The organism is Lysinibacillus sp. FN11 (assembly GCF_024628845.1).
GTDB lineage: Bacteria > Bacillota > Bacilli > Bacillales_A > Planococcaceae > Lysinibacillus > Lysinibacillus capsici.
The window spans coordinates 2,992,763-3,012,336 of the sequence record NZ_CP102383.1 but is presented as its reverse complement, the minus strand read 5'-3'; the positions used below and the strand labels follow the sequence as shown (position 1 = coordinate 3,012,336).

The 19,574-nt window shown below is 37.9% G+C and carries 15 protein-coding genes and 2 pseudogenes; 16 read left to right on the top strand and 1 reads right to left on the bottom strand.

Annotated elements, in window-relative coordinates; genetic code table 11:
* The first annotated feature begins 74 nt into the window (after positions 1-74).
* From NP781_RS15980 to NP781_RS15945, 8 genes and pseudogenes are all read left to right on the top strand, one after another.
* Complete coding sequence (locus NP781_RS15980) at positions 75-1,019, top strand: DHH family phosphoesterase (RefSeq protein ID WP_221680988.1); 945 nt, start codon at positions 75-77, stop codon at positions 1,017-1,019.
* Positions 1,020-1,041: 22 nt separating this feature from the next.
* A pseudogene (gene dnaE, locus NP781_RS15975) lies at positions 1,042-4,124 on the top strand (DNA polymerase III subunit alpha).
* Between the two features lie 132 nt (positions 4,125-4,256).
* Positions 4,257-4,898 (top strand): FadR/GntR family transcriptional regulator, encoded by a 642-nt coding sequence (locus NP781_RS15970; RefSeq protein ID WP_004226221.1) that lies wholly within the window; start codon positions 4,257-4,259, stop codon positions 4,896-4,898.
* Positions 4,899-4,922: 24 nt separating this feature from the next.
* On the top strand, positions 4,923-5,780 hold the full coding sequence (gene accD / locus NP781_RS15965) for an acetyl-CoA carboxylase, carboxyltransferase subunit beta (protein WP_004226223.1): 858 nt from the start codon (positions 4,923-4,925) through the stop codon (positions 5,778-5,780).
* On the top strand, positions 5,773-6,729 hold the full coding sequence (locus NP781_RS15960; RefSeq protein WP_221680986.1) for an acetyl-CoA carboxylase carboxyltransferase subunit alpha: 957 nt from the start codon (positions 5,773-5,775) through the stop codon (positions 6,727-6,729). The genes accD and NP781_RS15960 overlap by 8 nt, the downstream gene beginning before the upstream one ends.
* A 321-nt stretch (positions 6,730-7,050) precedes the next feature.
* Positions 7,051-8,010: a 6-phosphofructokinase gene (pfkA, locus tag NP781_RS15955; RefSeq protein ID WP_221680985.1), complete on the top strand. Its 960-nt coding sequence runs from the start codon at positions 7,051-7,053 to the stop codon at positions 8,008-8,010.
* Positions 8,011-8,036: 26 nt separating this feature from the next.
* Positions 8,037-9,797, top strand: coding sequence for a pyruvate kinase (pyk, locus tag NP781_RS15950; protein WP_048393575.1), 1,761 nt, complete (start codon positions 8,037-8,039; stop codon positions 9,795-9,797).
* A 202-nt stretch (positions 9,798-9,999) separates the two neighbouring features.
* A complete protein-coding gene (locus tag NP781_RS15945; RefSeq protein WP_221680983.1) occupies positions 10,000-10,389 on the top strand; it encodes an FxsA family protein in 390 nt (129 codons plus the stop codon).
* Here NP781_RS15945 and NP781_RS15940 read toward each other — a convergent pair.
* Positions 10,373-11,338 (bottom strand): AI-2E family transporter, encoded by a 966-nt coding sequence (locus NP781_RS15940; protein WP_221680982.1) that lies wholly within the window; start codon positions 11,336-11,338, stop codon positions 10,373-10,375. The genes NP781_RS15945 and NP781_RS15940 overlap by 17 nt on opposite strands.
* A 250-nt stretch (positions 11,339-11,588) precedes the next feature.
* On the opposite strand from NP781_RS15940, the gene citZ reads away from it, so the two are divergent.
* The 8 genes and pseudogenes from citZ to NP781_RS15900 all read left to right on the top strand — a co-directional run bounded on the left by citZ (position 11,589) and on the right by NP781_RS15900 (position 19,492).
* Entirely contained in the window at positions 11,589-12,704 is a 1,116-nt protein-coding gene (citZ, locus tag NP781_RS15935) for a citrate synthase (protein WP_004226238.1), read from the top strand.
* A 79-nt stretch (positions 12,705-12,783) separates the two neighbouring features.
* Positions 12,784-14,046 carry an NADP-dependent isocitrate dehydrogenase gene (icd, locus tag NP781_RS15930; protein WP_025114483.1) on the top strand — a complete coding sequence of 421 codons (1,263 nt, stop codon included), beginning with the start codon at positions 12,784-12,786 and terminating at the stop codon, positions 14,044-14,046.
* A 178-nt stretch (positions 14,047-14,224) separates the two neighbouring features.
* Positions 14,225-15,163, top strand: a complete 939-nt coding sequence (gene mdh, locus NP781_RS15925; protein WP_004226243.1) for a malate dehydrogenase — start codon at positions 14,225-14,227, stop codon at positions 15,161-15,163.
* Positions 15,164-15,321: 158 nt separating this feature from the next.
* Positions 15,322-15,762, top strand: a complete 441-nt coding sequence (locus NP781_RS15920; RefSeq protein WP_004226245.1) for a MaoC/PaaZ C-terminal domain-containing protein — start codon at positions 15,322-15,324, stop codon at positions 15,760-15,762.
* A gap of 52 nt (positions 15,763-15,814) precedes the next feature.
* Complete coding sequence (locus tag NP781_RS15915; protein WP_016993215.1) at positions 15,815-16,531, top strand: response regulator transcription factor; 717 nt, start codon at positions 15,815-15,817, stop codon at positions 16,529-16,531.
* Positions 16,528-18,063 carry a two-component system histidine kinase PnpS gene (pnpS, locus tag NP781_RS15910; protein ID WP_257520345.1) on the top strand — a complete coding sequence of 512 codons (1,536 nt, stop codon included), beginning with the start codon at positions 16,528-16,530 and terminating at the stop codon, positions 18,061-18,063. The genes NP781_RS15915 and pnpS overlap by 4 nt, the downstream gene beginning before the upstream one ends.
* Positions 18,064-18,414: 351 nt before the next feature.
* Positions 18,415-18,782: pseudogene (locus tag NP781_RS15905) on the top strand (CidA/LrgA family holin-like protein).
* The gene (locus NP781_RS15900) at positions 18,779-19,492 is read left to right on the top strand and encodes an LrgB family protein (protein ID WP_004226253.1); all 714 of its coding nucleotides are present in this window, start codon (positions 18,779-18,781) and stop codon (positions 19,490-19,492) included. The pseudogene NP781_RS15905 and the gene NP781_RS15900 overlap by 4 nt, the downstream one beginning before the upstream one ends.
* The last annotated feature ends 82 nt before the right edge of the window (positions 19,493-19,574 follow it).

Genomic DNA, 19,574 nt, shown 5'->3' with positions numbered 1-19,574 from the left:
TAACTAGACATTATTGTAACGATAATTATGCGAAAATGCTAACGGTTCTTACTATCATTTTGGGGGAAATTATTGTGAAAAGACAAATCATCGACACAATTGAGGCCAATGAAACCATTATTATCCATCGTCATGTACGTCCTGATCCTGATGCTTATGGCTCGCAGCAAGGCTTAAAAGAGATTATTTTAGCCAATTATCCTGAGAAAAAGGTTTTTGCTGTAGGGGAACATGATGCTTCTTTATCTTTTATGGCACAGCCTGATGAAATAGCGGATGAAGTGTATGAGAATGCTTTAGTAATTGTCACTGACACTGCTAATACAGAACGTGTTGACGACCAACGCTACACAAAAGGAAAAATGGTGATAAAAATTGATCATCATCCAAATGATGATGCTTATGGTGATCTTTTATGGGTGGACACGACAGCAAGCTCTTGTAGTGAAATGATCTATGAATTATATGTAGAAGGCAAGGAAGCAGCAAACTGGAAGCTTTCAGATGCTGCTGCACGCTTATTATTTGCAGGAATAGTGGGCGATACAGGTAGATTCCAATTCCCAAGTACAACAGCTAAAACATTTAAAGTTGCTGCGGATCTGATTACATATGATTTTGATCGAAATCAACTATTCGATGGCATGTATGAAATGGAGCAAAAGTTACTTAATTTACAGGGATATATTTATCAAAACTTTACAATGGATGAGCATGGAGCAGCCTATGTGAAGCTAACAAAAGAATTACTGGCAGAGCATGATACTGTGCCATCTGAGGCTTCTTTATTAGTAGGCTGCCTTGGCAGTGTTAAAGATATATGCTCATGGGTTGTTTTCATTGAAGAAGGGGATCAGATCCGTGTACGATTACGTTCGAAGGGTCCCGTTATCAATACATTAGCGAAAGAATTTAACGGTGGCGGACATCCGCTTGCATCTGGTGCTACTGCCTATTCATGGGAAGAAGCAGACCTTGTTATTGCAAGATTAAAAGAGATTTGTAAAGCATATCATTAACAGAGAAAAGGAAGGGATTCATTTGACACATGTATATACAAAGATGCATACGAGCGCGGATTTATTGAAAAGCACAATTCGGCTTGAGCAATTGATTCCTTTTTTACAAGAACAAAAGACACAAGCCTGTGCAATCGTTAATACGAAATTGTACGGGCTTTTGCCTTTTTGTAAAGCCTTGCAGCAAGCAAATATCCATGCGGTTATAGGGCTTTCGGTTAACGTTCAGTGGCATGATAAAACGCTTCCCCTCGTCCTATATGCGCGGACACAGGAGGGCTATCAACATTTATTAAAGATTAGTAGTGCGATTTCAATTAGACAAGATGATGTGCTGCCGTGGAAATGGCTTGAGGGATATTCAGCAGGCTGTATAGCTCTACTTTCTTCAGACGATTTAACTGATGTAGATGACTGGCAGGCAATGGTTTCTGCATTGGTCCAACTTTTTAACCATCATTTCTATATGGGGATTGCTAGACCTGGAGGAATAAAGGCTGAACAAGAAGATGAATTCGTTTCTTGGTGTGAAGAACATGCTATTGCTCTTGTAGCCTCTCAAAGCTGTTATTTCTTGCGTCCAGAAGATCATTTTGCTTATGAAGTAGCAAGAGCAATTGATACAGGAGAAAAGCTTAGTAATACTATGCAAACAGCTGATGTACAGGGCTATTTTGCCCCAACAGCATTCGAATGGCAAAATTGGTTTGCTGATCATCCAGATTGGCTTGATTCCAGTACGAAAATGCTTGCTTGCTGTAGAGCTGATTTACCAAAAATGACTGTGCAAATGCCTAAATTTCCTGTACCTGAAGGTGAAACAGCTGAAAGCTTGCTTGCTAAAGAAGCATTTACTGGATTAGAAGAGCGATTCAAGCAACTGGCAATACCCGTTGCTTACCATGAGCGATTACAGTATGAACTTGAAATTATTTGCTCTATGGGCTTTGCTGACTATTTTTTGGTTGTGGCAGATTTCATGCGTTATGCAAAAGAAAATCGAATTTTGACGGGACCTGGACGTGGTTCCTCAGCAGGTTCGCTTGTGGCATATAGTCTTTCGATTACCCAAGTAGATCCACTTGCCTATGGTTTATTATTCGAACGCTTTTTAAATCCTGAAAGAATTACCTTACCTGATATTGATATCGATTTTGTTGATAGTAAAAGACATCAAGTCATTCAGTATGTTGCCCAAAAGTATGGCAAAGCAAATGTCGCACAAATTATTACATTTGGTACATTGTCTGCAAAAGCAGTTGCCAGGGATGTTGCAAGGGTATTTGGCTTTGATGCGGAAATGCTAGAAAAAATTTCGAAGATGATTCCAAATAAGCCGGGTATTACATTACAAAGAGCTGTTGGAGAGTCACAGAACTTTCAAAGCTGGTTAGCGGAGAATGATATGCATTTGCGTTGGTACGAGGTGGCATTAAAATTGGAGGGACTACCAAGAAATTCGTCTATACATGCAGCTGGTATTGTCATCGCTCCATCGCCTTTAGTGAATACTGTACCGATTGAAGAAGGGCATGATGGTATTTATAGTACGCAATGGCCAATGGGAGATATTGAAGCATGTGGTCTCGTCAAAATGGATTTTTTAGGCTTGCGAAATCTCACTATTTTAGAGCAAATACGTTGGTCAATTTATAAAGCTGGTGGTCCTTGGATAGAATTCGAGCGAATCCCAATGCATGATGACAAGACGTTTCAACTATTACAAAGAGGGGATACGCTGGGGATCTTTCAATTAGAATCAGACGGTATGAAACAAGCCTTGCGTGATATCGGTCCTACAAGTTTTTTAGATATTGTGGCTGTAAATGCACTTTATCGCCCAGGTCCAATGGATTTTATTCCTGTCTATGCAAAACGGAAAGCTGGTAGAGAAATGGTAACGATGCCACATCCAGTGCTAGAGCCTATTCTACAAGAGACCTTTGGTGTGATCGTTTATCAAGAGCAAATTATTAAAATTGCATCCGTACTGGCCGGCTTTACAATGGGGCAGGCAGATTTGCTTCGCCGCGCAGTGAGTAAAAAAATCGACAAGTTTTAGAGGAACAACGCACAGCATTTGTTCAGGGGGCGCTACGCCAAGGCTTTGATCAGCGTTTAGCTGAAGAAGTATACGAACTGATTGTACGCTTTGCGGATTATGGTTTCCCTAAAAGTCATGCTGTGGCCTATAGTGTTATTTCCTATCAAATGGCATATTTAAAGGCGCATTTCCCTCAAAACTTTTATGCAGCGTTATTATCAAATGCCACTGGAAATGTAGAAAAGATTCAACAATTTGTCCATGAGGCAAAAGAAAAGGGCATCCCATTTTATCCACCTTCATTAAAAAATAGTACGAAATATTTTACGGTAGAAAATGAAGGCATTCGCTACAGCTTATCAGGAATTAAGGGTGTGCCTCATACATTTATAGAAAAAATACATGGACTCCGTCAAACAAATCCAGAGGTATTAAATAACCTATTTGATCTAGCTGTTGCCTTAAGTGCGCAGCATTTTAAGCCAAAAGTGTTGGAATCATTGATATATGCCGGGGCGCTTGATTATCTAGAAAAAGATAGAGCAGTCCTCATCATGACAGTAGAGGCAGCTTTGAAACACGCGGAACTTTTAAGGCCTACTGAAGATATTGATTTGGCATCAGCAATGGCATTTAGTTTTGGTAAACCAAAATATATGCAGGCAGAAGCAATGTCCCAGAAGGAAAAATTGATGCATGAAAAAGAGAGCTTGGGCTTTTATATTTCTACCCATCCTGTTGCACAGGAAAGACTCTTCTGGGCGGATATCAATAGTACCTGCCGAGAGTTAAAGCAGAAGCGTGATGGTACCCCAATAAAAATGATTGGTCTGATTGAAGAAGTGAAGAAGATCCGTACAAAAAAAGGTGAGCAAATGGCTTTTGTTCAGCTACAGGATGAGTTTGGAACAGTTTCCATTACATTTTTTCCACAAACCTTTCAATTAGTCCAAGACCTGCTGGTAGAGGAGGAAATGTTGTGGATTGAAGGTGTTTTAGAAAGACGTTTTGGCAAGCCGCAAATCAAAGTAAAACATGCGCAAACGACGAAAAAGATATAAAATGAAACAAAAAATTAGAAACTGCATTAAATTTTATGCAGTTTTTTCTTTACTTTTGCACAGTTATTTTGTAAGCTAGAGTCAACGTTAAAAAGTGGTCAGACCACTTTTTTGATAAGGGGAGTTAGTCGTATGGATAAAAAAACAGAACAAAAAAAAGTGTTTTTAGAAATCGTCCAACAACTACGTCAACTCATTAAAATGGAAAAAATTCAAGCAGGTGAGAAGCTACCTTCTGAACGAGTTCTATCAGAGCGTCTAGGTGTCGGGCGATCCTCTGTGAGAGAGGCTTTGCGAAGCTTAGAGTTGCTAGGGCTTATTGAAACAAGACATGGTGGTGGTACTTTTCTTGCGTCCACACATAAGCATCAGCTCGTAGAAATACTGTCGATGTTTATATTAGAAGATGAGAAATCAAAAAAAGATGTCGAATTAACGCGACAAATTCATGAAATGGAAGCAATCCGCGTAATAAGTTGTACAGAGATTCTTCGCACACTACCTGTGTGGGATAGTTTTTTTGTGAAACTAGAAATAGAAGGTACAATTAATTGTCGAGATATTTTAAGAGAACTATTAATTACGACAGGTAATCGTCTTTCGTTAAAAATCTGGTTTCAATTAGCAGCTTATGATGGCGACCGTTTAAATCGAAACTCAACAGAAAATGAAAAATTAATCATTCAAACGATGTTGAAATCGATGCAGCTGGGTTACGAAAAAGAAGCATTAAAAGCTTATGAGCAGTGGATGAGTACTGTACAGAGCATTTAGACAACAACAAAGGGGGAGTCGAACATGGCAATACGTAGCTTATTTAGTGGTAATCGAAAGAAGAAAGAGGACGGGCAAGAAAAGGCATTTCCAGAAGGGTTAATGACAAAATGTCCTGAATGTCGTCACATTCAATTAACAAAAGAATTAGAAAAAAATCATAAAGTATGTACAAAATGTAGTCATCATTTCAAAATGACGGCACAAGAGCGTGTGGAATATTTCTTAGATGAAGGCTCATTCGAATCCATGGATGATCATTTACAAACAAGTAATCCCCTTAATTTCCCAGCATATGTTGAAAAAATTTCAGCAGACCAAGAGAAAACAGGCTTGAATGAGGCTGTCCTAACAGGCGTTGGTACAATAGATGGTGAGGAAATTGTCGTAGCGATTATGGATTCGCACTTCCGTATGGGGTCTATGGGCTCTGTAGTTGGTGAAAAAATTACGAGAGCAGTAGAGAAGGCAACAGAACTAGGTGTACCATTTATTATCTTTACTGCTAGTGGTGGTGCTCGTATGCAAGAGGGCGTATTATCGTTAATGCAAATGGCGAAAACTAGTGTCGCATTAAAACGCCACAGTGATCAAGGCTTATTGTTCATCTCTATCTTAACGCATCCAACAACAGGTGGAGTTTCGGCAAGCTTTGCTTCTGTTGGTGATATAAATATTGCAGAGCCACAGGCATTAATTGGCTTTGCAGGGCGACGTGTAATTGAAGAAACTGTACGAGAAAAACTGCCTAGTGATTTCCAAACAGCAGAATTTTTATTAGAGCATGGTCAGCTTGATGCCATTTTCCATCGCAAAGATTTACGTAAACAAGTATCTTTACTTGTAAAAATGCATACGAAAGGCGGCGTGCAACATGTCTAAAAATTTAGCATTTGAAGAACCAGTCGTACAATTACGTGAGAAAATTGATGAATTAAAAACAATCGCTGCTGAAGCAGAAGTTGATATGTCTGGTGAAATCGAAAAGCTTGAAACACGTTTATCACAATTAGAGCAATCGATTTATGCCAATATGAAGCCGTGGGATCGTGTGCAAGTGGCAAGACATCCAGAAAGACCTACAACGCTTCAATATATTGAAGCAATGTGTGAAGATTTTATTGAATTACATGGTGATCGTACATTTGGTGATGATGCAGCCATTCTTGGTGGGATTGCCATTTTCGAAGGGCAACCAGTCACAATTATTGGACATCAACGTGGTAAGTCTACTAAGGAAAATATACGTCGTAATTTTGGTATGCCTCATCCAGAGGGTTATCGAAAAGCACTACGCTTGATGAAGCAAGCTGAAAAATTCAAAAGACCGATTATTTGTTTTATTGATACAAAAGGCGCTTACCCAGGGAAAGCTGCTGAAGAACGTGGTCAAAGTGAAGCAATTGCTAGGAATCTTGTAGAAATGGCTGGCTTAACTGTTCCTGTAATTAGTATTGTTATTGGTGAAGGAGGAAGTGGTGGTGCACTAGCGTTAGGTGTAGCAAACCGTGTCTTTATGCTCGAGAACTCGACTTACTCTGTTATTTCGCCAGAAGGAGCGGCATCTATTTTATGGCGTGATGGTAGTCTGGCTAAGCAGGCAGCAGAAGCAATGCGTATCACAGCACCCGATTTGAAAGAACTTGGTGTAATTGATGGCATTATCCCTGAAATTATTGGTGGAGCACATCGCAATGTAGCAAAACAGGCCCTTTCTATTAAAGAATGCATTAGTGACACACTTCAAGCATTAAATTCTTTAAATGGAGAACAATTAGTAGAAGATCGCTATGAAAAATTTAAAAAAATTGGACAGTATACAGAAGTGTAAATCTGTTTGTAAAAAGATGAATGTTGTTTAGCTTAACAGGGTATAACATTTAAAAGCTATAAATTTGCTCGTTAAGAGACAAAATTTGTATCTTAACATATTAAAAAGCTATAAAAATTAAAGAAGATAATAGCGCATAATAAACGCCAGACTTCTTGAAAAAATGTTAGATTTAGGATGTTTTTAGGTGGAAAGAGTGTGTGAAAGCGCATTCTTTTCATTTTTTATGTAAAAGTTATGTTTTTGTATCCCCAGAACCCTTACATAGTTTGTTTTTTCATGTTAATGTGAATAATAATAGTAACTGCAGGAGGTTCGACAATGAAAAAAATTGCTGTATTAACTAGTGGTGGAGATGCGCCTGGAATGAACGCTGCTATTCGAGCGGTCGTTCGTAAGGCAGCATTTCATGGAATTGATGTTGTCGGAATTAAGCATGGTTATGAAGGCTTAGTAAAAGGATTTATGGAAGAACTTGATTTAGGTGCAGTTGGTGGTATTATCCAACGCGGTGGAACGCATTTGAATTCGGCAAGATGCCCAGAATTTAAAGAGGATGCTGTTCAGCAACGAGGTATTGAGAATTTACGAGCTGCTGGTATTGAAGGACTTGTTGTCATTGGTGGTGATGGGTCTTATCGAGGTGCCATGGATTTGGTGAAAAAAGGCTTCCCTGTTGTAGGGGTACCTGGGACAATTGACAATGATATTCCAGGAACTGAATATACGATCGGCTTTGATACAGCCCTAAATACAGTTGTAGAATCCATTGATAAAATCCGAGATACTGCTACATCCCATGAAAATTCTTTCATTGTAGAGGTCATGGGACGTGATGCAGGAGATATCGCTTTATGGGCAGGTCTTGCTGCTGGTGCTGAAACAGTTTTAATTCCAGAGGAAGATTATATTTTAGACGATATTGTCGCACGCTTAGATCGTGGTGCTGCACGTGGTAAAAAGCATAGTATTATTATTGTTGCAGAGGGTGTTATGTCAGGAAGTGAGCTGGCTAAACTGTTAAAAGAAAAAACAGGTAAAGAAACACGTGTTTCAGTATTAGGTCATATCCAACGTGGTGGATCACCAACAGCTAGAGATCGTGTATTAGCGAGTCAGTTTGGCGCACATGCAGTTGAATTACTTATGGAAGGCAAAGCTGGTCGAGCAGTAGGTATTCGCAATCATCAAGTCATTGATTATGATATGCCAGAGGCTTTTGAAAAGAATCATGAGGCTGATGTAAGCCTATATACACTAATGAAAGAACTATCAATATAATTTGTTATAAAACGGAGTGGGCAAAAATGAGAAAAACAAAAATCGTATGTACAATTGGACCTGCAAGTGAATCACCAGAAATTTTAGAAAAATTAATCGAAGCAGGTATGAATGTAGCCCGCTTGAATTTTTCACACGGATCACATGAGGAACATGCAGGGCGTATTCATTTAATTCGTGAAGTGGCACAAAAATTAAATAAACCAGTGGGAATTTTACTTGATACAAAGGGACCAGAAATTCGTACACACAACATGAAAAATGGCGAGCTTCATTTGTCAGCAGGTCAAGTTATTGATATTTCAATGACAGAAGTAGAAGGTACTGAGACGAGCTTTTCTGTCACATATGAGCGCTTAATTGAAGACGTTGAGCAAAATTCAATTATTTTACTTGATGATGGTCTAATTCAACTACGTGTATTAGCAACGGATATGGAAAAAGGATTAATTCATACAATTGTTGAAAATGCTGGCGTTCTAAAAAATAAAAAGGGTGTTAACGTACCAGGTGTTTCTGTACAACTACCAGGTATCACAGAAAAAGACGCACAAGATATTTTATTTGGTATCGAACAAGGTGTTGATTTTATTGCTGCTTCATTCGTTCGTCGTGCAAAAGATGTTCTTGAAATTCGTGAATTACTTGAACAAAATGGTGGTAGTCATATTCAAATCATCCCAAAAATTGAAAACCAAGAGGGTGTCGATAACATCGATGAAATCATCCTGGTATCTGACGGTTTAATGGTTGCTCGTGGAGATCTTGGTGTTGAAATTCCAGCAGAAGAAGTACCGCTTGTACAAAAGAAGTTAATTCTAAAATGTAATCAAGTTGGTAAACCGGTAATTACTGCAACTCAAATGTTAGATTCCATGCAGCGTAACCCACGACCAACACGTGCAGAAGCAAGTGATGTAGCCAACGCAATTATTGATGGAACAGATGCTATCATGTTATCTGGTGAAACTGCTGCAGGTCTTTATCCAGTTGAATCGGTACAAACGATGAATAAAATTGCACAACGCACTGAAAATTCATTAGATTATCGATCAATTGTTTCTACACGTAGTCGTGAGAAAGAAGCAAATATGACAGAGGCAATTTCACAAGCTGTAGCTTACACTTCTATCAATTTAGGAGTGAAAGCCGTATTAGCACCAACTGAAAGTGGTAATACAGCGAGAATGATTGCAAAATATCGACCAGGAGTGCCAATTGTTGCCGTAACAGGCTCTACAAATACAGCTCATACATTAACACTAGTATGGGGCGTATACCCAATTGTGTGTCAACGTGTGACAACAACAGATGAAATTTTAGAACTAGCTGTGGATGAAAGCTTGAAGCATGGTTTTGTTACACATGGAGACGCAGTTGTCATTACTGCAGGTGTACCTGTAGGTGAAGCGGGTACAACAAACTTAATGAAAGTACACATTATTGGAGATTTACTTGCACGTGGACAAGGGATCGGAAAAGCATCAGTTGTTGGTAAAACAGTGGTTGCTAAAAATGCTGCTGAGGCACTTGCCTACGATACAGACGGATGCATCCTTGTTACAGTCGGTTCAGATCGTGATATGATGCCTGCTTTAGAAAATTGTATTGGCCTAATTACTGAAGAAGGTGGACTTACTAGCCATGCAGCAGTTGTAGGGTTAAGCCTAGGTATTCCAGTAATCGTTGGTGTAAAAGAAGCAACTACATTAATCCGTCATGGTCAAGAAATTACAATGGACGCTGAAACAGGTGTGATTTACAAAGGACATGCAAGCGTTCTTTAATAATTAACAAAAAGCTCTAGTGCGGTTTGTTGTACTAGAGCTTTTTCATAAAGGTTGTACACACACTTTATGGAAACTATTCATTTCTTCCTTTAACAGAAGTTACTTTCTCTTAGAATAGGTAAATTCATTTTTTTATGAAACTAAACGGGCTATAATAACGTATAAAAGGTATAGCTTTTTAAGTAGAAAGGAGAAAAAGATGCGAAAAATTTTTCTTGGTTTTATTATCTACACATTAGCCGAATTGACGTTATTAATAGTCATTGGACAAAATATTGGTGTTTTAAGTACATTATTGCTCATTATTGCTACGAGTGTGATTGGGATTTATGTCATGAAGAATAAAGGTATGAACTCTGTTCAAAATGTGAAAAATACATTGGCACGCGGAGAAGCGCCAGGAACTGCATTAGTGGATACTTTCTTAACTTTTGGTGGTGGTTTGTTTTTAGCGTTACCTGGATTTTTAACAGATGTCCTAGGTTTATTACTACTCATGCCATTTTCTCGAAAAATGTTCCAACCCATTGTCTATTACTGGATGCGTAAAAAAATGAAAAAAGGTCAATTTATCATCGTTCAAAGATAGAGTTTTCTTTCAGTTTTACAGCTAGAAATAAAAAGATAGGGCTTAGTAATATACCATAAAAGCCAAATAATAGAATAGAGGCAGCGCTGATAAAGAATGTATGGAATGTGCGTAGCTGAAGTGTGTTGGACCAAAGCATCGAATCGGCTAGCTGCCTTGTTAATTGTACAAATAAATAGAGTAATAAAATGGCCACACATAAAAAGGTATTGCCGTTGAAATAAAAATAAATGCTCATTGGCACAAGAAAAACCCCGATACCGAAAAACGGTAGTACATCTGCAAATGCTACAATAAATGCTTTAATAATGGCTTGTTCAAATTGAAGGATCATAAAGCCAGCACAAAGAATGAGTAGGGTAATCGTAAATAATTGAAACTCCACAAATAAGAAATAATGAAAAAGTTGCATCATTTTTGCAAAATGAGATTGCCACTCTTGACGATATTTTTTAGGCACATATTGAAAGAACCAATAGCGTGATTTACGTGTTTCTAGAAGCGCAAAGTAATAAGCAACCAAAAAGATGAAAACCTCAATGACATGCTTCATTAATAATTGGAAAAGATCTGCTGTATATACGATGATGGAATCGAAAATGGACAGTGATTTTTCTTTTAAAACTTGTACAAACATGGATTCATATTCACTGAAAAGTGGGAAATTTTGTAAAGTCTCTCGAATTTCTGGGAAAATGACGATAATACTGTTAATAGATATGACAACTAGTAGAAAAATACAGGTTAATATTAATACTTCCACAATAATTGCTGCAATCCAATACGCAATCCTACAATATTTGTGTAAAAAATTTATGATAGGATACGTTGAAAATGATAAAAAAATTGCGAGTGACACAGGTAATACAAACCAAAGTATGACTAAATAAAAAATAAATAGCAAAACACTCGTAGTTCTTTCGTATGAAAAATACTTTAAATTCCTCATTTTTACAAATTCACCCCAAACCAATTGATAAATTAATGTCAAAATATACAAAAAAATCTCTTTAGGACAATTATATAGTCGTTCGGACGTCTTTTTCTTTATTTGGAGGATTTTCATTCACAAAGCTGTCAAAAATGATTATAATAGCAATGTAAGCGATTTACTTAATGGTTCATATGAGCAAAATTCGTAAATGCAACATAAAAAACGCATTTGCAACAAAAAAATAAGTATGAGGGAGCGATAATTTATGTCAGCAACTAAAGGTTTAGAAGGTATCGTAGCAGCGGAATCTAAAATCAGTTCAATTATCGATGACACACTTACATATGTTGGTTACAACATTGATGATTTAGCAGAAAATGCGTCATTCGAAGAGGTAATTTACCTGTTATGGCATACTCGTTTACCAAAAGAGGACGAGCTAGCTGAATTAAAACAACAATTGGCAGACAACATGTCAATTCCGCAAGCGATTGTCGACCAATTTAAAACATACCCACTTTCAACTGTACATCCAATGGCTGCATTGCGTACTGCAGTATCTTTACTTGGTGTATTCGATGAAGAAGCGGATGTTATGGATCCAGAAGCAAACTACCGTAAAGCAATTCGTCTACAAGCTAAAATTGCAACAGTAGTAACTGCATTTGCACGTGTTCGTAAAGGTTTAGAGCCAGTTGCGCCAAAACCAGAATTAGGATATGCGGCAAACTTCTTATACATGCTAAAAGGTGAAGAGCCAGAAGCTATTGAAATTGAAGCATTTGACAAAGCATTAGTGTTACACGCTGACCATGAATTAAATGCATCTACATTTACAGCACGTGTATGTGTAGCTACATTATCTGACGTTTATTCAGGTGTAACTGCAGCGATCGGTGCATTAAAAGGACCACTTCACGGTGGAGCAAATGAGCAAGTTATGAAAATGTTAACTGAAATTGGCTCACTTGAAAATGTTGAATCTTATATTCAAAATAAATTAGACAACAAAGAAAAAATCATGGGCTTCGGTCACCGTGTATATCGTAAAGGCGACCCTCGTGCTCCGCATTTACGCGTAATGTCTAAAAAATTAACTGAGCTAACTGGTAAACCAGAGCTTTACGAAATGTCAGTTAAAATTCATGACATGATCGTAGAACAAAAGAAATTACCTGCAAACGTAGATTTCTTCTCTGCGTCAGTGTATGATTCTTTAGGTATTGATCATGACCTGTTCACACCAATTTTCGCAGTATCACGTACTTCAGGTTGGGTGGCACATATCCTTGAGCAATATGCTAATAACCGCCTAATCCGTCCACGTGCTGAGTATGTTGGACCAGGCATGCAAAAATATGTTCCAATCAGCGAGCGCTAATTTGGAAAATATGCTAGAATGTTTGGGACTGTGTTATCACTAACACAGTCCTATGATTATGAATTTAGGAGGCAACAGAATGTCAAACAAAATTGTAGTTGAAAATGGCGTACTTAATGTACCAAACAATCCAGTAATTCCTTTCATCGAAGGTGATGGAATTGGTCCAGATATCTGGGCTGCAGCATCACGCGTAATCGACGCAGCTGTAGAAAAAGCTTACAACGGTGAAAAGAAAATTGAATGGTTAGAAGTTTTAGCTGGTGAAAAAGCATTTAACCAAACTGGTGAATGGTTACCACAAGAAACTTTAGACAAAATTAATGAATACTTAATTGCAATCAAAGGTCCTCTTACTACACCAATCGGTGGTGGTATCCGCTCTCTTAACGTAGCATTACGTCAACAACTTGACTTATATGTATGCTTACGCCCAGTACGTCACTTTGATGGAGTGCCTTCTCCAGTTAAACGCCCAGAAGACGTTGATATGGTAATCTTCCGTGAGAATACAGAAGACATCTACGCTGGTATTGAATTCGAATCTGGTTCAGAACAAGCTCAAAAAATCATCAACTTCCTACAATCTGAATTTGGTGTAAATCAAATCCGTTTCCCAGAAACTTCTGGTATCGGTGTTAAACCTGTATCTAAAGAAGGGACTGAGCGTTTAGTACGTTCTGCTATCGAATACGCAATTAAACATAAACGCCCATCTGTTACTTTAGTTCATAAAGGTAACATCATGAAATTCACTGAAGGTGGATTCAAAAAATGGGGTTATGAATTAGCAGAAAAAGAATTTGCTGATCAAACTTTCACTTGGAACCAATACGATGCAATCAAAGCTGAACAAGGTGAAGAAGCGGCAAACAAAGCTCAATCTGATGCTTTAGCAGCTGGTAAAATCTTAGTAAAAGATTCTATCGCTGATATCTTCTTACAACAAATCTTAACTCGTCCAACTGAGTTCGATGTAGTAGCTACAATGAACTTAAATGGTGACTATATTTCTGATGCACTTGCTGCACAAGTTGGTGGTATTGGTATCGCTCCAGGAGCTAACATTAACTATGTTACTGGACATGCGATCTTCGAAGCTACTCATGGTACAGCTCCAAAATATGCTGGTTTAGATAAAGTAAACCCATCTTCAGTATTACTTTCAGGTGTATTAATGCTTGAACACTTAGGATGGCAAGAAGCTGCTGACATGATCACTAAATCTGTTGAGAATACAATTTCTTCAAAAGTTGTAACTTATGACTTCGCTCGTTTAATGGACGGCGCTACAGAAGTGAAATGTTCAGAATTCGCTAATGAGTTAATCAAAAACCTATAATTTTCTATTCTACAATAGAATTTATCGCTAAAGCGGATGCTTTTTTCTGCCGATATAATTAGGGTGATAGTAAATTTTAATTGAATATTTACGATAAACTTGTTTAATTGAGGGAGTGAGATGGATGTCTCCTCCCTCTTTTAAAATATATAACCTAATTTTAAAGGAGCGTATTCAAATGTCTCTGAAACGAAAAAAAATCTCAGTTATCGGTGGCGGTTTTACAGGCGCTACTGCAGCATTTTTAGCAGCTCAGAAAGAACTTGGTGACGTCGTATTAGTGGATATTCCACAGGCAGAAAACCCAACAAAGGGTAAGGCGCTAGATATGTGGGAAGCAGCACCAATACAAGGGTTTGACTCTTATGTGCAAGGTACTTCCAATTATGCAGATACGGCGAATTCTGACGTAGTGATTATTACTGCTGGTGTTGCACGTAAACCTGGTATGAGCCGTGATGACCTTGTACAAATCAATCAGAGTGTTATGAAAACTGTTTCAAAAGAGATTGCTACGCATTCACCAAATGCTACAATCCTTGTACTGACAAACCCAGTTGATGCCATGACATACACAGTATACAAAGAAACTGGCTTCCCTAAAAACCGTGTTATTGGTCAATCGGGTGTTCTTGATACGGCTCGTTTCTGTGCATTTGTGGCAGAAGAACTTAAGATTTCAGTAAAAGATATCACTGGTTTTGTATTAGGTGGTCACGGTGATACAATGGTACCGTTAACACGTTATTCATTTGCTGGTGGTATTCCGTTAGAAACACTTATTTCTGCTGAACGTTTAGAAGAAATTGTTGACCGAACGCGTAATGGTGGAGCAGAAATTGTCAACTTACTTGGTAACGGCTCTGCCTATTATGCACCTGCTGCGGCACTAATAGAGATGGCTGAAGCTATTGTAAAAGATCAAAAACGTATTTTACCATCTATTGCTTATTTAGAAGGCGAGTACGGCTATCATGATCTATACTTAGGTGTTCCAACATTACTTGGCGAAAACGGTATTGAAAAAATCTTTGAGCTAGAATTAACGGACAAAGAAAAAGCAGCTTTAGATCAATCGGCAGAAGCAGTTCGTAATGTGATGAAAATTTTAGTGTAAAATATCAGTCTAAATCTTAAAATGAGTAGGGAATGTTCCTGCTCATTTTTTTATGTTTCCAGGGTTGAGAAAGGTAAGGTTCTTCTGCTTTTCATTGTACTTTTAGCATAAAATTGATACTATGAATGTAGTATGATAGAAAAGGGGTTGGCGTATCTTTGCTTCAAAAAAATAGTAAACTTGGTCTCACAATCGATGAAATTACAGTTGGCGAGAAAATCCATATCACTGAAAAAATTGAAGATAGGGATCTATTGCTTTATTTAGGCCTTACAAACGATAGTAACCCGCTTTATATTCAACATGATTATGCGGCTATGACACCTTTTCAAAAGCCAATTGTGCCGACAATTATGTTAAATGGTATTATTACATCAGCTGTGTCAAAGTATATTCCAGGACCAGGTGCACGAATTATTGAGCAACATTTGAAATATTTAGGACCTCTCTATCATTATGAATTGTTCGATACGCTATTAGAGGTTACAGCAATCAATAAATATGACAATACCATCACTGTATCTGTCCACTCATATAATGAGCAGAAGCAGCTTGTAATTGAAGGTTTATTGCTTGTGACTCCACCACTTGCGCTATAGACGTCTTGAGATTTGAAATGGGGGTTTCAAATCACTAACGGAGGCATTAGACATGACAAAAACGATTTTAGTAATTGAAGATGAATTTTCGATTGCAACATTATTGAAATATAATTTAGAACAGGCAGGCTATGTAGTGGAAACGGCTGCTGATGGTCAGGAAGGGCTTGAAAAAGCAATCGACTTACAGCCAAATTTAATTCTTTTAGATTTGATGCTTCCAAAACTAGATGGCATGGAGGTCTGTAAACAAATACGACAACAACGTATGAATACGCCAATTATTATGCTAACTGCTAAAGATGACGAATTTGATAAAGTTCTTGGTCTTGAGTTGGGAGCAGATGATTACATGACAAAGCCTTTTAGTCCTCGTGAAGTTTTAGCGCGTGTCAAGGCTGTATTAAGACGTTTCACGCAAAATGTTGTCGCAGATGATAAGGATGAGGCGCAGGAAAAAATGTATGAGTTTGGACAATTGCGAGTGTACCCAGAGCGATTTGAAGTATTTTTACAGGATGAGGCACTGGAATTTACACCAAAAGAGTTTGAGCTACTCATCTATTTACTTGAAAATAAAAATCGTGTATTAACACGTGATCAGCTATTAAGTGCTGTATGGAAATATGATTTTGCTGGCGATACTCGAATTGTGGATGTACACATTAGCCACCTTCGCGATAAAATTGAAGAAAATAGCCGTAAGCCGATGTTTATTAAAACAATTAGAGGCCTTGGTTATAAATTTGAGGAGCCGAAAACGACATGAAATCGATGAGCAACCGCTTATTCTTGACATTCATGCTTTTACTTGGAACGATACTAGCTGTCCTAATGATTGTTATAGGTCAGCTTTTTCCTGTTTATATCAAGCAATATAACGAGCAGGCAACAACTGAGATAAGGACATCAATGGACCAAGTAATCGATGAACGCAAAATGGATTTAACGAAGGAAGATCAGGAAGCCTTGTACGCAGCTCAGGCTATGGAACGAGACGAATCCTTATTGAACTATGTGCGTGCTCGCCTTTATGGAGTACTGGCTATTCTCTTTACCATCACGTTGATATTAATAGCAATTATAAGTCGTTATATGATACGTAACTTTACTGCACCGATTGATAATGTGACAGACACTGCCCTTGAGCTTGCAAAGGGTAACTATCGTGCGCGTGCTCAAGAAAATGAACATGAACGGATGATACCACTGAGTCATTCTATAAACATATTGGCACGGAATTTGCAAGATATTACAACGATAAGAGAAGTAGAGGAAGAAAGACTGAAAACCTTAATTGAAAATATGGGGAGCTCCCTTATGATGATTGGTCGTGAAGGAAATATTTCCATTGTAAATCGAGTATTTCTAGAGCGCTTTGGAATGCAGCTTGATGATGTCCAAGGAAAGGTTTTTCGTACAATAGGCTTACCTAAATCATTAGAACAATTTATCGATCATGTCTTTCTGACAGAAATGCCTTATCGACAACAAATTAAAATGGAAGTACAGCAAGAGCTTTATAACAAAGAAGTTTATGGGGCACCGGTCATCGGAGATCATGGACGATGGCTAGGCGTTGTTATCGTTATGCATGATATCACGGAACTAGTTCGATTAGAACAAATTCGGAAAGACTTTGTTGCGAATGTATCACATGAATTACGCACACCTATTACATCTATTAAAGGCTTTTCAGAAACTTTATTGGATGGGGCCTATAAAGACGAAAAAATGCTGATTTCCTTTTTGGAGATTATATATAAAGAAAGTAATCGACTTCAAATGCTGATTCAAGATTTACTAGAGCTCTCAAAGATCGAGCAGCATGGTTTTACTGTCAACATTATGCCGATGGGCTTACAGGATGTTCTAATTCGTGGAGCAGAATTGACAGCTCCGCGATTGGATGAAAAAAATATGAGCTTCCAGGTGGATATCGAACGAGATGTTCAGGTTATGGGGGATGCCAATCGTATCATTCAGATCGTGACGAATTTAATTACCAATGCGATTACATATTCTCCTGAAAACACGACAGTTTCTATTCGATTAAAGGAAAATGAAACACATGGCATTATCGAAATAGAGGATCAAGGGATTGGCATTGAAAAACATGAAATACCTCGCGTTTTTGAAAGATTTTATCGGGTGGATCGAGCGAGAAGTCGTAATTCTGGTGGAACAGGCTTAGGGTTAGCGATTGTTAAGCATTTAGTAGAGGCTCATCATGGCCGAATTCAAGTAGAGAGCGAAGTCGGCATAGGAACTAAAATGATTGTCATGATTCCGAAAAATTAACAAATCCTTTACATGAACAACATGTTACATTCATATTAGGGCACTATACTTATTACTAGAAACCCCCAATATGATTGTTAAGACGATGACCATAAAAATCTAATAGAAGATTTTTAACTGCTTTATATTCGCCACAGAAAGAATTTAGTGTTTTTTAGACACTAGGTTCTTTTTCTGTTTTACAGGGAACGTAAATAGGTGTAAAGTATAGTAGCATAAAGTTTAACAACCATCTTATCCGCGATTGTCTGTTAGACGAACGCTTTGACAGTCAGTGAATCAACCTTCTTATCATTCGAATTGTGTTTTCCCGACTGTTGAGGCAGAGAAAAAAATGAGAGAAGGATGACCATGAAAATCGTCAAAAGTATCGTGCAAATCGGCTATCTTTATATACTATTATTAATCGGAAATACTATTGCACGCCTACTTCACTTGCCGATTCCAGGAGTATAATAGGACTTGTCCTATTATTTTTGATGTTACAGTTTCATATAATCAAACTTGAATGGATTGAATTAGGAGCAGCCGTACTATTAAGTGAACTCTTACTATTCTTTATTCCATCTGCCATCGGTGTTATTGATTATCATGCCTTATTCGGTGTGCAAGGAATGAAGGTTGTGCTTGTCATTGTTGCGAGTGCCATTGTGGTAATGTTTGTAACGGGGTATACAGCACAATGGCTAGAGCAGCGAAAGAAGGGTGATGCGATATGACTTTATTAATCGCCATTGTCAGCTTACTTGGGACTGTTGCTATTTTTTATATTTGTAAAATGTTTTATAAGAAATATAAAAAAGAATGGCTGACACCTATGCTGATTACACCTTTAGTAATTATAGGTATTTTACTATTGACAGGAATTTCTTATAAATCCTACAATTCTGGAGCGAGTGTCTTAACAAATTTGCTAGGACCAGCAACCGTTGCGTTTGCCGTTCCTATATATAAAAATGTCAACCTATTAAAAAAACACGCATTTGAAATTTTCATCAGCATTGCTGTTGGTTCTGCGGTTGCTATTGTGTCATCCTTTATGATGGCTCTATTGGTGGGCTTAAATGATGAGTTGGTGCATAGTTTAGTGCCACGTTCTGTAACAACTCCTATTGCGATGGATATTTCTAATATGATTGGTGGTTCTCCTACCCTTACAGCTGTTTTCGTTATGACGACTGGTATTTTAGGGAGCTTGTTAGCGCCAATCGTTATCAAAGTATGTCGTTTTCACAGACCTTCATCTAGAGGATTAATGCTTGGTATGGGTGCTCATGGAACGGGTACATCAAAAGCATTTGAATTTGGAGAGCTAGAAGGCACATTTGCTAGTCTAGCGATGATCGTTGCTGCATTAATTAGTATTGTATTATCCACAACCATTTTCCCAGTATTTGAACATCTGGTTATCAATATCCTGTTGCCATAAAAGGTAACAGGATTTTTTGCTTTAAAAAGCTTTTGTTAAGCATGAGATACAGAGGATTCTCTCCTTTACAAGCATTATATGA

Coding starts and splice junctions, on each gene's coding strand:
- NP781_RS15970 (WP_004226221.1), top strand. CDS start 4,257: ATGGATAAAAAAACAGAACAAAAAAAAGTGTTTTTAGAAATCGTCCAA.
- accD (WP_004226223.1), top strand. CDS start 4,923: ATGGCAATACGTAGCTTATTTAGTGGTAATCGAAAGAAGAAAGAGGAC.
- NP781_RS15960 (WP_221680986.1), top strand. CDS start 5,773: ATGTCTAAAAATTTAGCATTTGAAGAACCAGTCGTACAATTACGTGAG.
- pfkA (WP_221680985.1), top strand. CDS start 7,051: ATGAAAAAAATTGCTGTATTAACTAGTGGTGGAGATGCGCCTGGAATG.
- pyk (WP_048393575.1), top strand. CDS start 8,037: ATGAGAAAAACAAAAATCGTATGTACAATTGGACCTGCAAGTGAATCA.
- NP781_RS15945 (WP_221680983.1), top strand. CDS start 10,000: ATGCGAAAAATTTTTCTTGGTTTTATTATCTACACATTAGCCGAATTG.
- NP781_RS15940 (WP_221680982.1), bottom strand. CDS start 11,338: ATGAGGAATTTAAAGTATTTTTCATACGAAAGAACTACGAGTGTTTTG.
- citZ (WP_004226238.1), top strand. CDS start 11,589: ATGTCAGCAACTAAAGGTTTAGAAGGTATCGTAGCAGCGGAATCTAAA.
- icd (WP_025114483.1), top strand. CDS start 12,784: ATGTCAAACAAAATTGTAGTTGAAAATGGCGTACTTAATGTACCAAAC.
- mdh (WP_004226243.1), top strand. CDS start 14,225: ATGTCTCTGAAACGAAAAAAAATCTCAGTTATCGGTGGCGGTTTTACA.
- NP781_RS15915 (WP_016993215.1), top strand. CDS start 15,815: ATGACAAAAACGATTTTAGTAATTGAAGATGAATTTTCGATTGCAACA.
- pnpS (WP_257520345.1), top strand. CDS start 16,528: ATGAAATCGATGAGCAACCGCTTATTCTTGACATTCATGCTTTTACTT.
- NP781_RS15900 (WP_004226253.1), top strand. CDS start 18,779: ATGACTTTATTAATCGCCATTGTCAGCTTACTTGGGACTGTTGCTATT.